Genomic DNA, 18,276 nt, shown 5'->3' with positions numbered 1-18,276 from the left:
AAATTTCTGAAAATCGAATGAATCTTACATTAAAACGCATTCAACACGTAGGTATTCCGGTTACTGATTTGGCGCGTTCTGTTGCTTTTTATGAGCAATTGGGCTTTGAAAATGTAATGTCATCTTCGTTTGAGTTCAACGGTGGTCAAGGCAATGTTGCTATGATGCAAAGCGGGGAGATTATCATCGAAATCTACCAAATGCCCGATAGTGAATTGGCCGAAATCAAAAATAGAAAAGACGGACACGTAGATCATGTGGCCTTTGATGTCGAAAATATCGACGAAGCGTTTGAACAACTTAAAGCGGCGGGCTTTGCCATTTTGGAAGAGGCACCCGTGTTTTTGCCTTTTTGGAAAAATGGCTGTAAATATTTCAATATCAAGGGGCCTGATGGTGAGCGTTTGGAGTATAATCAGATACTATAAGCGATATTGAAAACCAGGGTTTTATATAAGAAATTTTTGAGATGGTGCTCCCTGAGCGTCGTTGAAAATCAAGATTCAGCAATGGTGTAACCCACCAAAACTGATAGGTTAAAGTGAACAGAAATGGCGGCGGCGATGAGCAGCTGCCATTTTTTTTAGGGTGAAGCGAGGGCTGATTTGACTTTTATCAACGCATTAAACCGTTTTGAGTAAGTAAAAAAAGGCATTATTTCAGTTTTAAGGATAAGCTGAAATAATCATGAAAAGAAAACTCACCTCGATATTGATGGTCGCTGGTAGCCTTTGCGCTTCATTTGCTCAGGCTCAAACGGCAAGCAGTTGGGAAACCATTCAGTCGACTACTAGCTGCACCGCGCGGCACGAAAACGCCTTCACCAAAGTAGGTGATAAGCTATACCTGATTGGCGGACGCGGCACGCGCCCCGTGGATGAGTACGACCCCGCCACCAACACGTGGAAGCAATTGGCCGCGCCTCCCATCGAAATGAATCATTTTCAGGCCATTGAATACAAAAATGAAGCCTACGTAATGGGCGCTTTTATGGGAGCGTATCCGCACGAAAAACCCATTTCGAGTATCTATATTTTCAACCCCACCAAAAATGAATGGCGCTTGGGCCCTGCCATTCCTGCCGACCGTTTGCGGGGTGCGGCGGGCTCGGTGGTGTATAAAAATAAGCTGTACCTCGTCTGCGGCATTCAGGATGGGCATTACGACGGGCACGTGGGTTGGTTGGATGAATACGACCCTAAAACCAACACCTGGCGCAAACTCCCCGACGCGCCGCACGTCCGCGACCACGTTTCGGTCGCCATCATTGATGACAAACTGTACGTAGCTGGCGGGCGACGCTCCACGGCACGCATCAATCAAGTGCTAAACCTGACCGAACCCGCCGTGGATGTGTTTGATTTTAAGACCAATACTTGGACGACGCTGCCCGAAAGCCTGAATTTGCCCACGCAAAGGGCGGGAAATACCACCGTTTCGTTTGGGTATAAATTGCTCATTATGGGCGGCGAAAGCGCCGCGCAAGTGGAAGCCCACGCCGAAGTGGAAGCCTTTGATACCAAACAAATGAAGTGGGAGAAACTGCCCAACCTCAACAAGGGGCGTCACGGGACAGGGGCCACGGTCTACAAAAAGAAAGTGTACGTTGCGGCAGGCTCCGGCAACCGAGGAGGTGGCCCTGAACTTACCACAATGGAAGTATTAAAATAGCCTTTCCTGTATTCTATTTACTTTCTCTGTCTATCTTTCTCGGTTTACTTTTTCAGTCTATCATTTTTCGGTTTATCTTTTTTCTGTTTACTATTTTTCGGTTTACAAATGACTATCGATTCTCACCAACATTTTTGGATTTTTGACGCGGTACGCGATGCGTGGATTAATGACGAAATGAAGCGTATTCAGCGCAATTTTTTACCCGAAGATTTATGGCCCGTTTTGCAAGCCAACGGCGTTGACGGTTGCGTTGCCGTGCAGGCTGACCAATCGGAAGCCGAAACGCTCTTTTTGCTGGCTTTGGCCGAAAAATATTCCAGCTTCGTCAAAGGCGTGGTGGGATGGGTGGATTTGCGGGCGTCCAATCTCTACGAAAAGCTCGAATACTATTCACAATACGAACTCCTTAAAGGGTTTCGTCACGTAGCGCAGGCCGAGCCCGACGATTTTCTGGCTCGCCCCGAAGTCATCAAAGGCATTCGACAATTAACTGCTTTTGATTTTACGTATGATATTCTGATTTATCCGACCCAACTCAAAGCCGCGCTGCACTTGGTGCGGGAGTTGCCTCAGGTAAATTTTGTGGTTGACCACATTGCTAAGCCGTACATCAAAGACGGTAAATTAAACACATGGTCCAATTATATGCGGCAATTGGCAGCGCAACCGCAGGTTCATTGTAAAGTGTCGGGGATGGTGACCGAAGCTGATTGGAAAAACTGGACAAAAAAAGATTTTTATCCCTACCTCGACGTCGTTTTTGAAGCATTTGGACCTGACCGACTGATGTTTGGTTCAGATTGGCCGGTGTGCCTCGTAGCGGCTGAATATGAGCAAGTAATCGGACTGGTCCGTGACTACATGATAAACGTCGGTTTCTCGGCCAGCGACCAAGCCAAGGTTTTTGGAGAAAACGCCACGCGTTTTTATCGGTTGGAAGAATAAATGAAAACATCATCCTGCCCGAAAACGTATATAAACAGATTCAGGTAGGAAAAATTTGTCGTCAAAAAACGAATCTGCTCAGGCTTGTGAATCGGGCCTTAAATGCACAAGTACTTCACTAATTGTCGTAAAATCACGGAAATTTGGGTGCTCTACTCGGTGCTCAATGTGTTCGTACGCCCAAGTAGTATGGAATGGAATGTGAAAACCGTGACCACCAATAGCCAATACAGGTAAGACATCTGATTTAAGCGAATTGCCAATCATCAAAAATTCATCGGCCTCAATGTCAAGGTGTTTGATGAGCTTTTGGTAGTCGGCTTCTTTCTTTTCGCTCATGATTTCGATGTGGTGAAAATAATGCTCCAAGCCCGATTTACGCAGTTTTCGTTCTTGGTCGAGCAAATCCCCCTTGGTCGCTACTACCAACCTGTAATGTCCTGACAATGATTGCAGGACGTGTTCGACATCCTCCAGTAATTCAATGGGTTTTTCGAGCATTTCTTTGCCCAACGCAATGATTTTTTCGATGACAGGTACGCCGAGGGTGTTTTCGGAAATGCGCAGGGCTGTTTCGACCATGCTCAAAATAAAGCTCTTTACGCCGTAGCCGTACAGCGAAATATTTTGGACTTGGGTCTGGTACAACTCCGCCGATATGCTGTGGTGGGGGAGGTAATCTTCGAGCAAACCGCAAAATTTACGCTCAGTCTCCTGAAAAAAAGGCTCATTGACCCAAAGGGTATCGTCGGCGTCAAACGCAATTACTTTAATACTCATATCTATTTTAATGACTAGCGGTCATTGAAAATCAACTTTTATACATTCCACCAATACGTCAATTTTAAGACAATGGCGCGGTTCTTAACCATTAGGTTTTCGGGTAAATAATTATCAGTGTACACGATAAACAGGTCAGAAGCAGGCTGATAGCGCCATTGGAGGCGGGTATTCAGGTTGATGTTTTTTGCTTGGCTGTTGTACTGCACAAAAGTAGTCCAGAACAGACTGTTGGTAAATGTAATGTCTACCCTAGGGCCTACGAGCCACAACTCAACGGGGGTTTTTAGGTAAGGAACCTGAATGTTGTTATAATCTACCGAAAACTTGGTCGCTACGTAAGGTTGAAAACGATACCCGAGGGTTGTTTTTAAATTTAGGCGGGTTCCGTTGGCAAAAAAACCACCGTAGCGGGCGCTGAAAGCGTAGGTCAAGCGTGCGCGGGGGCTAGAGGTGAAATCCATTCCTGCCGATTTCCAATTGTGATTTGTGCCAGCTGCTAACTTCTCCCGGCCTGTATTTGTGGGGTCAAACGGAGCCAATAGCTGTACGTAATTGGAAGCGACACCGACGACACCAGTAGCCCGATTTCGAAAGTTAAAGGTGTAGGTCAAGGTCGTTTCATTGTCGGTCAACTTACTTGATTTGTTCCAAAACAAGGTCGTTTGGAGCAAAGGCCCGTGGCTGATGAGGTTTGGGGAATTGACAAAAAACAAATAGCCGACGTTGGGAACGGCCATTTGGTACCCGCGCCGGGCGGCATTGGGCACATAGCCTACTTCGGCATTGTAGTTTTCACCGACGTATTCGTATCGCCATTGCCAAAAGAGATTTGCTTTGTTGAAGTTGAGCAAGCTAGAAATGGCCACGTCGTTGCCCGACAGGTGTGGACTGAATGATTTGAGCACGGTGGCCTTGCCCGTCCAGATATTATTGGCGGAGGCCAAGTTGAATTCGGCTCCTATGTTGCGGTTATATTTTCCCGTTGATTTATGGATTTGCTCATCATAGCCCAGTGATTCTTTATTGACCATCAAGATACCGACGTTGGAACGGGCGAATACTTTGCGTTGTAAGGCCACGACGGCAAAGTTTTGGGCGGGCAGATCCCCCTGCTCACGGGTTTGGGTATCCAAAACACCGATACGCCAGTTTTTATCCAATTTACCGCTGAGCCTTGCCCCGAATAAAATCGGAACGCCCAACCCAATACGTCGCGAGAAGAAGGGGCGCAGGGTCGAAAAGCCAAAACTGGCAAATAAGTCGGCATTTTCTAAAAAGAACTGCCGTCGTTCTGGAAAAAATAGTTCAAAACGGTCTAAATTGGTTTGTTGAACATCCACTTCTACCTGAGAAAAGTCTGGATTGACGGTCAAATCCAGGTTAAGAGATGAGTTAAGGGCAATTTTAGCATCTCCACCGATGGCCGGCTTCCAGTCCGCAGGAGTCTTTTTAACTTGGTCTTTCGATACATTCGTGAGTGCGTAGGGAATCAGCGAAATGTTTTTTCCCGCAGGAGGCAGGGGCTTGTCCCACACCAATACGCCTGCGTAGCCCAAATTGGCCGATTGAAATTGACGCGGAACGGGTGCCCACGCCGATTTTTCGTTGATAGTTAGTTCGAGACGGCTGAAATTGATGCCCCACCGGGTTTGGTCTGGGCGGTAGCGGATGCTTTTAAAAGGAATGGCGGCTTCCCATACCCAGCGGTCGTCGTAGTTTTTGGTAGCTCCGTGCCATTTATTGTCCCAGTTGAGGTTTATGAATGTCCCGTCGGCCTCTTGTCCGTCCCAATAAGCGCCTGCGGCACTGGCCCCAAACGAAAAGCCGTTGGTTAAATCCTCAAACGTATCCAGAACGATAAAAAAATTGTCATTGTTGCCAAAATTGAAGTCTCTTTTCAGGGATTCTACCACAAGGGCGCCTTTAACAGGCTTATAATTGATGGCAATGATGTAGAGGTTATTTTTATCATAACACATCTTAACCTCCGTTTTAGCGCGCGACAGGCTGGTATCCATCGGCGTAATCATAAAGAAGTCTTTGGCGGTTTCGGTAGTTTGCCAAGCGGCATCATTTTCTAGACCGTCGATTTTGAGAGGAGCCTCTGCTTCCCGAATGTGGTATTGGTAGGATTCATTTTTCTTTTGGGCAAAAACCGTTACCCCACACAGTAAAAACCACAGAAACAGACGCATTTGAAGCATTTGAAAAGATGTAATAATAAAGAATGAAAGGCGGTTAGAGCTGGGCCCTAACCGCCAAAATGTTTGGTGTGTCTTGAAGGCTATTTTATTGGTACGCCACCGCCACCTGACGCTGAGTGCCGAGGTGGTCGATGCCCAGTTCAACCACGTCGCCTGATTTGAGGTAGCGAGGAGGTTTGAAACCAAGACCCACCCCAAACGGAGTACCCGTAGAAATCACATCACCGGGCAGAAGGGTCATAAATTGGCTAAGGTAGCTAACAAGTTTAGGAATTTTAAATACCATGTCGTCGGTATTTGAATCCTGCAGCATTTCGCCGTTTACTTTCAGCCAAAGGCGCAATTTGTGCGGATCGGCAATTTCGTCCTTGGTTGCCATAAACGGCCCCATGGGCGCAAAAGTGTCGTTGCTTTTGCCTTTTACCCACTGACCGCTACGCTCAAGCTGAAACTCACGTTCTGAATAATCATTGTGTAAAACATAACCCGCCACGTAATCCATGGCGTCGGCTTCATCGACGTAGCTGGCTTTTTTTCCAATCACAAAGGCCAGTTCCACTTCCCAGTCGGTTTTGACGGAATTTCGGGGAATGATGACATTGTCAAACGGGCCGCAGAGCGCCGTGGTAGATTTAAAGAAAATAACGGGCTCTGGTGGCACTTGAGCGCCAGATTCGGCGGCATGTTTGGCGTAGTTCAGCCCAATACACACTATTTTGGAAGGACGCGCTACGCAAGAGCCGAGCCGAATGCTATCGGATACTTCTGGACAGGTGTCTGCGTTTGCGGTCAGCCATTCTGCCAAACGTTGAATACCATTGCTTGCAAAAAAAGCTTCATTGTAATCCTGACCAAAGGCTGAAACGTCAATTTTACGCCCATTGGGGAGAATTACGCCCGGTTTTTCCTGTTCAAAAGTGCCAAAACGAAAAAGTTTCATGGAATTAGGTGGTGTTTTAAAACTATCTCTGTGAGAAATAACAATTGTTTGAAAGATTCATCTTTCAAAATAAGTAGTTTTAGACCGATTTCTAACGCAGTGGAATAGTGAATTAAAAAAAATAAAATTTTTTTTTGACCGTAATTCGCTGATATAGGTTGACTTCCATTTTTTCTTTATTTTTTTTTTAGTTGAGGGCTTGCGTCGTATTCATGTTTCGCCTACTTTTGCACCACAATTCACGGAAACAACCGCCAAATTGTAAAAAAATGATTCTGTAGCTCAGCTGGTAGAGCAATACACTTTTAATGTATGGGTCCTGGGTTCGAATCCCAGCGGGATCACAAAAAGTCAAAAAAAGCCTCAAAACATGCGTTTTGAGGCTTTTTTCTTGTAGAATGAAAGATAAAAAGTTGTAGAATGGAAATTTGGGAGCAATCCCAAAATTTGTGGAGAGCGTTGGATTTTTTTAGGTTTGTGTTTTAATCAACCCTGCCTGTTTTGGAAAGTTTTCTGCCTTTAGTAGAGTACCTCTTACCTGATTTTATTCTAACCTATTTTGAGTTGATGCGTGTGGAGAAAATGGCTGATGTGCTCCATGTTTATTTGGAAGAGAACAATTACGCGGCCTCCTCTGAGCATAAAAAGGACTTACTATCGAAAGGTGCCGAGGCTTTTTGGCATTTGATTACTGTCCAATACTATCAAATCGGCAGAATAACCTGCTTTGATTCGGCCGAATTTATCGCCAAGGCCCAAGTGTTGGGCCGGATACATAGTGGCCATTCTGAAGGCTTCGTCTTTGGGGATTCCTACGTGGTGAATGCAGTTGCGCACCGCGTCGAGGAGCGTAATGGCTGAGCCTGCAAGCTTACCTTCATCGTTGAGTAGGCGATGCCCATCGTAGTTGGCAATAAAATCTTCAAATTCAAAACGCATTGGTTCAATTTTGGCCAAAGTAGCATCTGAAATCAGAAAAAGACGCTCCCGCATGAGCTGTTTGGCAATCCGCACCGTGGCATAGTCGCAATGATAACCATCGACAATGATGCTGGCGTTGACCGTTGGCGTATCCCAAATGGCCGTTACTACGCCCGGTTCGCGACTTTCAAAGGGGCGCATGGCGTTGTATAGATGCGTTGCCAACTGAATCCCACTGTTAAAATATCCTTTGGCTTGTTCGTATGTGGCGTTGGTGTGTCCCAATGACAATATAATGTCACTTTCTTGCAAAAGTTGCAACAATTCTTCGGGCCAGATTTCGGGTGCAATCGTCATGATTGTGAGTAAACCTTCACAACTGGCAATAATTTCGGCAATTTCCGCTTTGGTTGGAACGCGTACGGCATGGGCGCTGTGGGCCCCTCGTTTGGTAAAGTTAATAAACGGCCCTTCAATGTGCAGGCCCAATACGCCCATTTTACCCGCTGCCATGTACGATTTGGTTACTTCGATTGCTTTTAAAATTCGTTCATGTGAGGTAGAATAAAGCGTCGGAACCAAGCCTACTGTGCCATCCTGACGGTGCGTTTGGACCATATCCGTGAGGGATTCTTCCGATAAATCGCGTACGAAAAAGCCGTTTTTCCCGCCATAAAGTTGCAAATCAACCAAGCCCGGAACGAGGTCAAACCCCTGTAAATCAAAGCAAAATACATCCTTTGGAACATCTTCTTGTAGAACTACGTCCACGATGGTTTCATTTTCAATCAAAACGGCGTAATTGGTCAAAACCTCTTCACCAGTATAAATAGTACAGTTTGTGAGTGCGTGCATCGGTTGGTGGATTTTTTTGGGAACTTCCCGAAAGATGTAGAACTTTCGGGAAGTTTTCCAAAGAACAATGAATAAAATTTGGCTTTCATCGCCGCATTTGAGCGGCCACGAACAAAAATACGTACAGGAGGCTTTTGCTGCCAACTGGATTGCGCCACTGGGTCCCAATGTCGATGGATTTGAACGGGATTTGTGTACTTACGTGGGGGCGGGTCATGCCGCGGCTCTTTCTTCGGGCACGGCCGCCCTGCATTTGGCCCTCATCCTGCTGGGAGTCGGACGCGGCGATGTGGTTCTGTGCCAATCATTTACCTTTGCTGCTTCGGCCAATCCCATAGCGTATCAGGGAGCCACGCCTGTTTTTGTTGATTCGGAATTGGATACGTGGAATATAAGCCCAGACGCCCTCGAAACGGCCATCAAAAGCGAAAAAGCAAAAGGGAAAAACGTGAAGGCGGTCATTGCGGTGCACCTCTACGGAATGCCCGCCCAAATGCGCGAAATTCAGGAAATCTGCCAACTGCACGACATTCCGCTCATTGAAGATGCGGCAGAGGCCTTGGGGGCATCGTATCAAGGCAAGAAAATGGGCAGTTTTGGGTTGCTGAATGTCCTTTCTTTCAACGGCAATAAAATCATCACCACGTCGGGCGGCGGGGCGTTACTTTCTGACAATGAGGCTTTTATTCAAAAGGCACGTTTTCTAGCCACCCAAGCCCGCGACAATGCGCAGCATTACCAACATTCCGAAATCGGTTATAACTACCGCCTGAGCAATATCTGCGCAGGCATCGGGCGCGGCCAAATGGAAGTGATTGATGAGCGCGTGGCCCAACGCCGTGCCAATTTTGCGTTTTATGAAAGAGAATTGTCCAGTATTGAAGGTATTACATTTCAGCCCGAAGCCGAAGGCTGTTTTTCCAATCGTTGGCTGAGTTGCATGGTTGTTAACCCTAAACTAACGGGCGGCATCACCCGCGAGAATATTCGCTTGGCGCTGGCTTCTGAAAACATAGAAGCGCGTCCGTTGTGGAAACCGATGCATTTACAGCCCATTTTCCAAGACGCTCCTTATTATGGTAAAAGTATATCAGAACGATTATTCGAAAATGGTCTTTGCCTTCCTTCTGGTTCGAACCTAACGCAAGAGGAATTGGGAAGAGTGACGAATGGAATTAAAAAATGTTTTTCTTAACATCGGCAAAACGTCGGCGAGGTTGTGAACCTCGCCGACGTTGGGAAATCAATAATCCATCGGATCGTCGGCAACGCGTGTATTGTCGTGCCAAGTATTCATTTCGGCCATATCTTCGGCAGAAAGTTGAAAGTCAAACACATCTATATTTGCCGCTAAGCGATTCTTGCTCACCGATTTGGGTATCGTAATAGCACCCTGTTGCAACGACCAGCGAATTAGTACCTGAAACGTGCTTTTGCCGTATTTTTCAGCGATTTGTACCAGCCTAGCATCGTTTGCTTTCAGCCCCCGGACCAAAGGCGCATAGCCTTCTACCTGAATACCTCGTTGACTACAGTATTGCATTTGTTCGGGCAAATAGCAATAAGGGCTCAGCTCAAACTGATTGACGGCAGGAATGATTTCGGCATCGGGCCATAGTTCCTCAAAATGAGGAATGTAATAATTAGAAACGCCGATGGCGCGGGCTTTCCCTTCAGCATAAATTTGCTCCAACGCTTTCCACGTTTGGATTCGATGCTCTTTCACTGGCCAATGAATCAAATACAAATCCACGTAATCCGTGTTTAGTTGCCGAAGGCTTTCCTCAAAAGCACGCAACGTTGCTGCGTAGCCTTGGTCTTCGTTCCTGACTTTGGTGGTGACAAATATTTCTTCGCGGGCCAATCCACTTTGGCCTATGGCTTGACCCACTTCACGCTCATTTTTGTAGGCCGCGGCCGTATCTACCAGTCTATAACCCAGTTCGAAGGCCCATAACACCGCCTGTTTGATGTCTTGGTCGGGTTGTGGGTCATAAATACCCAGTCCCAATTGCGGCATAGTAATGCCGTTATTAAGCGTAATGAGTGGAATCATATCATTAAGTGTTTTTAACACAGGATATCCTATCTTTGAGGAAATGTATTCAATTTTTCAAAAATAGAAGATTTTCGTGGCTAACCCACATCCCTCTTGTTCGCGATAAAACATTTTTTAAACTTGCAATCAAAAGTGACGTTTTTGCGCCTGCTTCGTCCATCAGAAAATAAATCGTTGTTGATTTTATCACTTCTTATTATGAGAACACTCTTTCGTTTTAATTGGCTACCCTTCGTGATGGGTTTAGTCGTATTGCAATCTTGTTCGCGCAATCCTGTGACCGGCAAACGGGAAATCATTCTGATGTCGGCCGATCAGGAAATTGCGTTGGGCCAACAATCTCACCCTTCTATTGTCGCCTCCATGGGCTTATATGAAGATAAACGATTGCAGAGTTTTATCTCGGAAAAAGGGATGGCGATGGCTAAAATTTCGCACCGCCCAGAGCTTCCTTACCAGTTCAACATCATTGATTCTCCAGTTGTCAATGCATTTGCCGTGCCCGGAGGCTATGTGTATTTTACCCGAGGCATTATGGCGCACTTCAACAATGAAGCCGAATTTGCAGGTGTTTTAGGCCACGAAATCGGGCACGTTACGGCTAGGCACTCCGCCCGGCAACAAACCAGCCAAATTCTGGGTACCGTGGGATTGATTGCTGGTATGGTCATTTCGCCCAAATTAGCCCAATTTGGCGAACAAGCCATGCAGGGTTTACAAATGCTGATGCTCAGCTACAGTCGTGCACATGAATCTGAATCCGATAAAATTGGGGTAGAATATTCGAGCAAAGTAGGCTATGACGCGCACCAAATGGCCAATTTCTTCGGCACTATCAAACGTATTTCGGACAACGCTGGCCAATCTATTCCCAACATCATGTCGACACACCCCGATCCGGGCGACCGTTTCAACAATGTTCACGCAATGGCCAAAGATTGGCAAGCCAAAAATGTCGGTAATTACGCCGTAAATCGTGAAAGTTATTTACAAATGATTAATGGCATTGTGTACGGTGAAGACCCAAAACAGGGCTTTGTTGAAAATAGTGTTTTTTACCATCCTGAGCTTCGCTTTCAATTTCCTATTCCGAACGGTTGGCAGACCCAAAACTCCCCTGTTCAATTTGTGATGGCTCCCAAAGACGGCAAAGCAGAGATGTTGCTCAATGTAGCACAGGGCAGTACGCTGGATTCGGCCGCTCAAAATATGGTCAGGCAGTACAATTTAAAAGTGTTGGAATCTGCTCGTAAGACCATTCACGGCAACCAAGCCATCGTCATGATTTCGCAGCAACAGCCTCAACAACAACAACAGGGGCAACCCCAACAACAACAACAACCCCAAACGCCCGCTAATACGGTTCAGCTGGGCACATGGCTCATTCAATACAACGGTTTGATTTATGCCATTCACGGAGTAACCACCGCCGATGTTTTTGGTAACTTGTACCCTACGTTTCGAAATACGGCTGAGAACTTTCGTTTATTGAATGACCCTGACAAACTGAATCGCAAACCCGAACGCATATTTGTAAAAAGCGCCCCGCGCAACGGTACATTTAAAGACATCATGACAACGCTAGGAATGCCAGCCAACCGAATCGAGGAATTGGGCGTGGTCAACAGCATGAAAGCCGACACTCCGATTCAGAAGGGAATGTTGTTGAAAGTAATTGGAAAATAAGAAGTGAGGAATCAGAAGTGAGGAGTGAGAATAACAAAACCGTTACTCCTCGCTTCTGTCTCCTACATTCTCACTACTATCTCCTACCTACTTACTATCAACTACTCACTCCTACCTACTCGCTTCTCACTTCTAATTATCTACCCCAAAGCATATCGCTTACCGGGAAGTGAACGAATGTAGCCCTGCAATTCCAGATTGAGCAACAGCGTGGCCAATTTCCCCGTCGAGACCTGACTTTCCCACGTGAGATTATCAATGTGCATTTCGCCTCTTTGACGCAATAACGCCACAATTTGGCTTTCCTCCTGCGTAAAATGGTCGGGCAATGCCGCCTTTACGGATGCTTTGGAAGTGAGCCAACTTAATGATTCCAGTAAATTTTCTACGCCCGTAAAAATCTGGGCTTTATTGGCGCTGATTAGATTATTGGGACCGATAGAATAGGGGTTCGACAAATTGCCGGGCACAGCAAATACATCCCGATTGTAATTATTGGCAAACTCTGCCGTAAGCAATCCCCCACCCTTTTTAGCCGATTCTACCACAATGACTGCGTCAGATAACCCAGCGATAATGCGATTTCGGGCGGGAAAACGCATCGAATCGGGCTTGGTTCCCAAACAATATTCCGTCACAATTCCGCCATTGGGCTCCATCTCTCTCGCTGTTTTGGTATGCCCTTCGGGATAAACCACATCCACCCCTGTAGCCATCACGCCAATCGTCGGAATATGGCTCCGGACACTGGCCCGGTGCGCCGCAATATCAATGCCATACGCCAATCCACTGACAATCGTTACGTCGTGGTTGACCAGCCCTTCTACAATCTGCTCGGTGATATTTCGGCCGTAATCAGTCGCTTTTCGGGTGCCGACCAAAGAGACATAGCGGCCCTTATTGAAATCAATGTTGCCTTTGGTGTATAGCAAAACGGGGGCATCATAAAGTGATTTGAGTCGTTGGGGAAAGAGGGAATCGGTATAAAAAACCATATTGGCATTTAATTTCTCCAATTTCAGAAGTTCATCTTCAGCCGCTCTCAAACCTTCTTTTTGCAAAACAGTCCGGGCAATTGCCTCTCCTACGCCCGTAACGCGAATCAACGTTTTATAATTGGCTTCAAATACCTTTTGGGCATCTCCAAAGTGAGCAATCAAATACCGAATCAATACACCGCCCAATCCTGGGGTCAGATGCAATCCTAATTGATAAAGACGTTGGTCCATAAATAAATATTAGTGTTCTTTTTTAAGGCCGCCGCCCAAGTATTGGCAATTGATTAGTGCATCAATGCCGTCGTAGGGTACGGGGGCTTTTTCGTAGTCATAAACCACTCTGAGTGAGCGTGTATGGTTATTGTCGCCCATGGCTACGTCTACATCTTCCATCGTAAACTGACAGGGATGTTCATAGCCGCAGGCAATGGCTATTTCGAGAATCTCTTTGGTCAAGGTTTTTCCGTAATGATAAAAACGTTCACTTTTGAGCGCTGGATCGAGGCCCGCCTGCAACCATTTATTTTGCGTAGCTACCCCCGCCGGACAGCGGTTGGTATGGCATATCTGCGCCTGAATACACCCAATCGACATCATGGCTTCGCGGGCAACGTTGACAATATCGACGCCCATCGCAAACGCCATAATCGCCTGCGCTGGTAGGCCTAGTTTCCCCGACCCAATGAACGTTATACGGTCGGTGAGTCCGTGTTTTTTAAAGATTTTATATACACTCGAAAACCCATATACCCACGGTAAAGATACATGGTCGGCAAACGACGGAGGGGCAGCACCCGTTCCGCCTTCACCACCGTCGACGGTAATAAAGTCGGGCCCACGGCCCGTTTTCACCATGAGTTCCGCTAGTTGTTCCCACATGTCCAGTTTTCCCACGGCCGCTTTGATACCCACGGGTAGCCCAGTAGCCTCGGCCATGGCTTCAATCAAATCCAACATTTCGGGTAGGGTCGAAAAAGCGCTGTGCGCTGCGGGAGAGATGACGTCTTTCCCGATGGGTACGTGGCGAATTTCCGAAATCTCTTTTGTGATTTTAGCCGCTGGCAATACTCCTCCTTTGCCAGGTTTTGCTCCTTGTGAGAGTTTCAATTCAAGCATCCGAATGGCGGGGTTTTTCTGCGTCAGTCGGACCAATTTTTCCATGATAAAATTCCCGTCGTCGTCACGAATACCGAAATACGCTGTGCCGATATTGAGCACTACGTCGGCGCCTTTATCGTGGTACGGCGAAAACCCTCCTTCTCCCGTGTTGTGGTAACAGCCAAACTTCGCCGCTCCTTCGTTGAGGGCGGTAATCGCCGAAGCCGATAACGACCCAAAACTCATTCCTGAAATATTAATTACCTGCTTCGGACGGTAGGGTTTTCGACGATTATGGCTCAGCCCAATCACTTTGGGCGCGGGCAAAACGTACGGATTTTCGCGGTAGGGATGGTCTTTGGCCAATCGTTTGGTTACCAAAGCGGGTTTGATAAAGATAAAACCTGCACTGTTGACATCCTGGTCGGTTCCGAAACCCTGAAAATTATTTTCCCGTTTCGACGATGCATAAATCCACGAACGTTGCCGGCGATTGAACGGCAATTCCTCGCGGTTGTTGGCCACAATATATTGCCGAAACTCCGGTCCAACCGTCTCTAACCAATACCGCAGGTGCCCAATGACTGGAAAGTTGTGCAAAACGGTGTGCTTTTTTTGAGTAATGTCCCAAATAGCAACAATGGCCAAAATGACGGGGAAGCATGTCCACCACGGAATGAGCGCAAGCCAATTCAAAAGAGTATTCATTAGGGTTTAGTTTTTCTTGTTGAAAATATTAAAACAAATTTCACCGATTTCACCAATCATCTTTTCGGCGTCTTTTTCAGGGGTTCCTCTTACAAAAACTGAAATCACAAAGGGTGTGGCCGCAAACACAATACCTGCATCGCCGCGTACGTACGTCAGTCCGCCCGTTTTGTGCGCTATTTTGATGGTTTTGGGAATGAGCCTCGGCAGCGTAACCGTGTCCCGATTTTCAAACAAAAATTCCATCATTTGCTCACATAAAGCTGGCGTTGCTACTTTATGGCCATAAATAAGACGCAATAATGCATTGATGTCACGGGCGGTTACGTAATTATCAATCCCCCGGGCTACGGCCGCCGTATCCATCATCACCCGATTCAACTGGAGGCTCGCCAAACCGAAGAATTTCATACGGTCGTTGATTTTTTCCCGCCCCAGTTTTCGGATAAAAATATTGGTGGCCGTATTATCGCTCGCAATCATCATCAAACGAGCAACTTCTTTGAGCGACATTTGCTGCCCATCGGGGTACGAGGCCATCACGCCCGAGCCGCCCGTTTTGTCGGCAGTCACCAGCGTATAGGTTTCGTCTAGGTCCACTTTGCCCGCTTTTACCTGTTCCATCAGCTCAACCAAAATCGGAATTTTGATGATACTCGCCGATGGCACAGACTCCGCAGGCCCTTTGCTGAAATAGATTTCGCCCGTTAGCGATTCTACCTGAAAGTTTACAATTGTAGTGGGTGAAAGTTGCGCAAGATACGTTTCAAGTGAAGAAAAAGATGGGCGTTTTTGGGCAATACTCACGCATGGGAGCAGCATGAAGCATAAAAAAATAAGTTGTCGCATCAGAAAAAGGGTTTCTGGCAACAACTTACGCACAGGAAGACTAAAAATCAAGGAATGTTATGTATCCTTTCCTTCCGGTTGGGCAGGAACGTGGATATGTTTTTCCAAATCCTTGCCCATAAAAAGTTTAAATTCGGATTTTAACTTCCGATAATTGTCGTGAAAAAATGACATTTTCTCCCGTAAATAGGCCTGACTCTCGCGGACTTCGTCGTTAAATTGGGTGGTTTCTTCCTTAATAATGCTCGCAATAATCCCCTCCTGATCACGAATATCAGCTTGAATGCTGTTAACAGTGCGTTTGAAATGGTCGAACTCACGCTCAAAATGGGTAAGCGTTTCGGCAAAATTAGAATCCATTTCCTCTACGGGCAAAAAGGCCCGCATTTCATGCACCAAATGTCCAAAAAAATCAACTTCTTGGTCCACAAAGTCGACTTCATTGAGCCAGAGTCTATGCTCAAAATGAAAGCGATGTAAATCAAATTTAGTATTTCGTGCCATGATTCGCGCGTGGTTAAATGAATAGTCCTAAGTTCTGCTTTATTTCAAGATACGAGTATGAGGTGGGTCAGCAAGATAACTGACGAGCGTCAGGAATTGGGAAATAAAAATGAAAGGAGCCACCGCCTGCATAAAAATTGTTTGTAGCTTTACGTTACGCAGAAAAGTTGATTCACTAACCTACTTTTTGAAAATGTTGAAGGCTTATTTTTCCTTGTTAATTTTCGGTTTTTCTCTTACAGCGATTGCCCAACAAACGGATAATCAATTGACCAATACCGCCCGCGATTTGATTAATTTAAACGGGTTTAAAATCAATGCCAATAACGCCAATACGGGACTTTTTGATATCAAAGGTCCTAAAGGCAACGTCGTAGGCAACCCATATTTAGACTCAACCTGGCAAACGGGTTCTATCAAATTATACAAAAAAATAGGCCCACCCGGACGTGAAGGCGACAGCATCGGCAATGTACCCCTACGTCTGGATTTGTTCGTTAATGAATTGGAAATAAAAATCGCCAGCACACAAGACGTCAGAGTGCTCGCGGGAGATTATATTCGTTTTTTCACGCTTGAGGGACCAGAGCGGCGTATTTTCCTGAACGTGAACCAATTCAGGTCGGAAGACAATATGAAAGGGTTTGTAGAATTAATCAAAGGAGGACGCCTGTCGCTGGTCGAATTGACGAAGCTATCAATCATCAAACCCAACTACAACGAAGCAATGGCACTGGGCAGCAAAGACACCAAAATCGTTAAAAACAATCAATATTTTGTGGTAAAGGGAAACACCCTGATTTCCATCGGAACGTCAAAAAAGAAACTGCTAGATGCCATGGCCGACCGCGCCGATGACGTAGATGAATTCATAAAAACCAATAAGCTCAGCCTAAAATCACGGCCCGACATTACCAAGGTATTTGCATATTATAACAACCTGTAGCGGCCAATAATCGGATAATGATCTGAATATTTTACGTCTTTTCTGGTCTGAAAATCAATCACTTCAAGCTTTTTTTCATCATAAAACTGGTTGTCAATTCGGATAAACCCTGGAGCCTTCCGGTACGTAAACCCAAACCCTGAACCCGCTTCTTCAAAAGCATTTGACAAGCGCTTGCGAACCTGTCCGTAGGCATAGCTGTACGGTACTTCGTTAAAATCACCACATAATATCACTGGGTGCGGACTTTTCTCAATCCATTTCGTCAGAATTTTAGACTCCTCTTCGTGATGTACAAAGCCACCTTTTAATTTTCTGAAGGTACTGGCCAATTCATAGCGTCCCAGTCCAATATTTTTTTCTTTGACCGCCAATTTAATCCCTCCCACGCGCACAATCATCGACCGTAAATGCACGCTTATAAACCGAATCGTATCTCCTTTGATTTTGATATCGGCATAAATGATGCCGTTTTGATTGTTGAATTCCATTTTCTCATGATTAATAATTGGATATTTTGAGAAAATAGCTGGCCCATTTGAGTAATCTTTACCTTTATCCTGTATGGATTGCATAGATACGTAATAAGTGTAACCCTCTTTTTTAAACTGGGCAACTGTTTGCAGTTCTTGTCGGTCTCGGTGATTTAAGAACTCCTGAAAACATTTGACATCGGCATCTTCTTTCTTTACCCAATCAATCAATTTAAAAGTATTTTCGGGTTTTTCATCAACTAAATAACTGTGAGAATCAAACGACATAACGTTATAACTCAACACCTTAATCTCATTTTTAGAAGCGACCGTCTGTTCCTCATCGGGCCCTAATCCGTACGTTCTTGCCCAAAAAGGAAAACTTAACATCAAGGCCAACCCCGAAAGCCATACTCTTTTGGGATTAAACACGAGCCAAAAAGCAACCAGCAAAATATGAACAATCAGCAGCAAAGGGAGGCTCATCATGATGAAGCCCGCGAGCCAGTGCCCCGTAATGGCAAAATAGGTAAGCGTGTAACTGAGTAAGGTAAAGCAAAAAAATAATTGCTGAATACGCCAAAAAAGGGGAGTTTTGGATTTCATTGCGTAGTTTTTCACTGACACTGCGTT

The 18,276-nt window shown here is 45.9% G+C and carries 16 protein-coding genes and 1 tRNA gene; 7 read left to right on the top strand and 10 right to left on the bottom strand.

Features of this window, described 5'->3' with window-relative positions; all coding sequences use genetic code 11:
• The first annotated feature begins 17 nt into the window (after positions 1-17).
• The 3 genes from DVG78_RS00755 to DVG78_RS00745 all read left to right on the top strand — a co-directional run bounded on the left by DVG78_RS00755 (position 18) and on the right by DVG78_RS00745 (position 2,619).
• Positions 18-428 (top strand): VOC family protein, encoded by a 411-nt coding sequence (locus tag DVG78_RS00755; protein ID WP_114459166.1) that lies wholly within the window; start codon positions 18-20, stop codon positions 426-428.
• Between the two features lie 259 nt (positions 429-687).
• Positions 688-1,671, top strand: a complete 984-nt coding sequence (locus DVG78_RS00750) for a Kelch repeat-containing protein (protein ID WP_114459165.1) — start codon at positions 688-690, stop codon at positions 1,669-1,671.
• Positions 1,672-1,779: 108 nt separating this feature from the next.
• Positions 1,780-2,619: an amidohydrolase family protein gene (locus DVG78_RS00745; protein ID WP_114459164.1), complete on the top strand. Its 840-nt coding sequence runs from the start codon at positions 1,780-1,782 to the stop codon at positions 2,617-2,619.
• A 78-nt stretch (positions 2,620-2,697) separates the two neighbouring features.
• Here DVG78_RS00745 and DVG78_RS00740 read toward each other — a convergent pair whose 3' ends face one another.
• The 3 genes from DVG78_RS00740 to DVG78_RS00730 all read right to left on the bottom strand — a co-directional run bounded on the left by DVG78_RS00740 (position 2,698) and on the right by DVG78_RS00730 (position 6,546).
• Positions 2,698-3,399, bottom strand: coding sequence for an HAD family hydrolase (locus tag DVG78_RS00740; RefSeq protein ID WP_114459163.1), 702 nt, complete (start codon positions 3,397-3,399; stop codon positions 2,698-2,700).
• Between the two features lie 38 nt (positions 3,400-3,437).
• The gene (locus DVG78_RS00735; protein WP_114459595.1) at positions 3,438-5,597 is read right to left on the bottom strand and encodes a carbohydrate binding family 9 domain-containing protein; all 2,160 of its coding nucleotides are present in this window, start codon (positions 5,595-5,597) and stop codon (positions 3,438-3,440) included.
• Between the two features lie 94 nt (positions 5,598-5,691).
• Positions 5,692-6,546, bottom strand: coding sequence for a fumarylacetoacetate hydrolase family protein (locus tag DVG78_RS00730; protein ID WP_114459162.1), 855 nt, complete (start codon positions 6,544-6,546; stop codon positions 5,692-5,694).
• A 271-nt stretch (positions 6,547-6,817) separates the two neighbouring features.
• On the opposite strand from DVG78_RS00730, the gene DVG78_RS00725 reads away from it, so the two are divergent.
• Positions 6,818-6,890: transfer RNA gene (locus DVG78_RS00725), tRNA-Lys, on the top strand.
• A gap of 310 nt (positions 6,891-7,200) precedes the next feature.
• Here DVG78_RS00725 and nagA read toward each other — a convergent pair.
• Positions 7,201-8,322, bottom strand: a complete 1,122-nt coding sequence (gene nagA, locus DVG78_RS00715; RefSeq protein ID WP_114459161.1) for an N-acetylglucosamine-6-phosphate deacetylase — start codon at positions 8,320-8,322, stop codon at positions 7,201-7,203.
• A gap of 67 nt (positions 8,323-8,389) precedes the next feature.
• On the opposite strand from nagA, the gene DVG78_RS00710 reads away from it, so the two are divergent.
• Entirely contained in the window at positions 8,390-9,517 is a 1,128-nt protein-coding gene (locus DVG78_RS00710; protein WP_114459160.1) for a DegT/DnrJ/EryC1/StrS family aminotransferase, read from the top strand.
• A 48-nt stretch (positions 9,518-9,565) separates the two neighbouring features.
• Here DVG78_RS00710 and DVG78_RS00705 read toward each other — a convergent pair whose 3' ends face one another.
• Positions 9,566-10,378, bottom strand: coding sequence for an aldo/keto reductase (locus tag DVG78_RS00705; protein ID WP_114459159.1), 813 nt, complete (start codon positions 10,376-10,378; stop codon positions 9,566-9,568).
• Positions 10,379-10,579: 201 nt separating this feature from the next.
• Between DVG78_RS00705 and DVG78_RS00700 the strand changes: the two genes are divergently transcribed.
• A complete protein-coding gene (locus tag DVG78_RS00700) occupies positions 10,580-12,067 on the top strand; it encodes a M48 family metalloprotease (RefSeq protein WP_114459594.1) in 1,488 nt (495 codons plus the stop codon).
• Between the two features lie 140 nt (positions 12,068-12,207).
• On the opposite strand, the gene dprA is transcribed toward DVG78_RS00700, so the two are convergent.
• The 4 genes from dprA to DVG78_RS00680 are packed head-to-tail and all read right to left on the bottom strand — an operon-like array spanning position 12,208 to position 16,224.
• Positions 12,208-13,296 (bottom strand): DNA-processing protein DprA, encoded by a 1,089-nt coding sequence (dprA, locus tag DVG78_RS00695; protein ID WP_114459158.1) that lies wholly within the window; start codon positions 13,294-13,296, stop codon positions 12,208-12,210.
• 9 nt (positions 13,297-13,305) lie between these two features.
• Positions 13,306-14,871 carry an FMN-binding glutamate synthase family protein gene (locus DVG78_RS00690; protein WP_114459157.1) on the bottom strand — a complete coding sequence of 522 codons (1,566 nt, stop codon included), beginning with the start codon at positions 14,869-14,871 and terminating at the stop codon, positions 13,306-13,308.
• Between the two features lie 6 nt (positions 14,872-14,877).
• Positions 14,878-15,720, bottom strand: coding sequence for a serine hydrolase (locus DVG78_RS00685; protein ID WP_229598090.1), 843 nt, complete (start codon positions 15,718-15,720; stop codon positions 14,878-14,880).
• A 57-nt stretch (positions 15,721-15,777) separates the two neighbouring features.
• The gene (locus DVG78_RS00680) at positions 15,778-16,224 is read right to left on the bottom strand and encodes a hypothetical protein (RefSeq protein ID WP_114459156.1); all 447 of its coding nucleotides are present in this window, start codon (positions 16,222-16,224) and stop codon (positions 15,778-15,780) included.
• Between the two features lie 193 nt (positions 16,225-16,417).
• Here DVG78_RS00680 and DVG78_RS00675 point away from each other — a divergent pair, with 193 nt between their 5' ends.
• Positions 16,418-17,170, top strand: a complete 753-nt coding sequence (locus tag DVG78_RS00675) for a hypothetical protein (RefSeq protein ID WP_114459155.1) — start codon at positions 16,418-16,420, stop codon at positions 17,168-17,170.
• On the opposite strand, the gene DVG78_RS00670 is transcribed toward DVG78_RS00675, so the two are convergent.
• On the bottom strand, positions 17,155-18,264 hold the full coding sequence (locus DVG78_RS00670) for an endonuclease/exonuclease/phosphatase family protein (protein WP_147276933.1): 1,110 nt from the start codon (positions 18,262-18,264) through the stop codon (positions 17,155-17,157). The genes DVG78_RS00675 and DVG78_RS00670 overlap by 16 nt on opposite strands.
• Positions 18,265-18,276: the final 12 nt, after the last annotated feature.

It is taken from the genome of Runella aurantiaca (assembly GCF_003339505.1).
Classification (GTDB): domain Bacteria; phylum Bacteroidota; class Bacteroidia; order Cytophagales; family Spirosomataceae; genus Runella; species Runella aurantiaca.
This window is presented reverse-complemented; position numbering and strand designations above follow the sequence as displayed.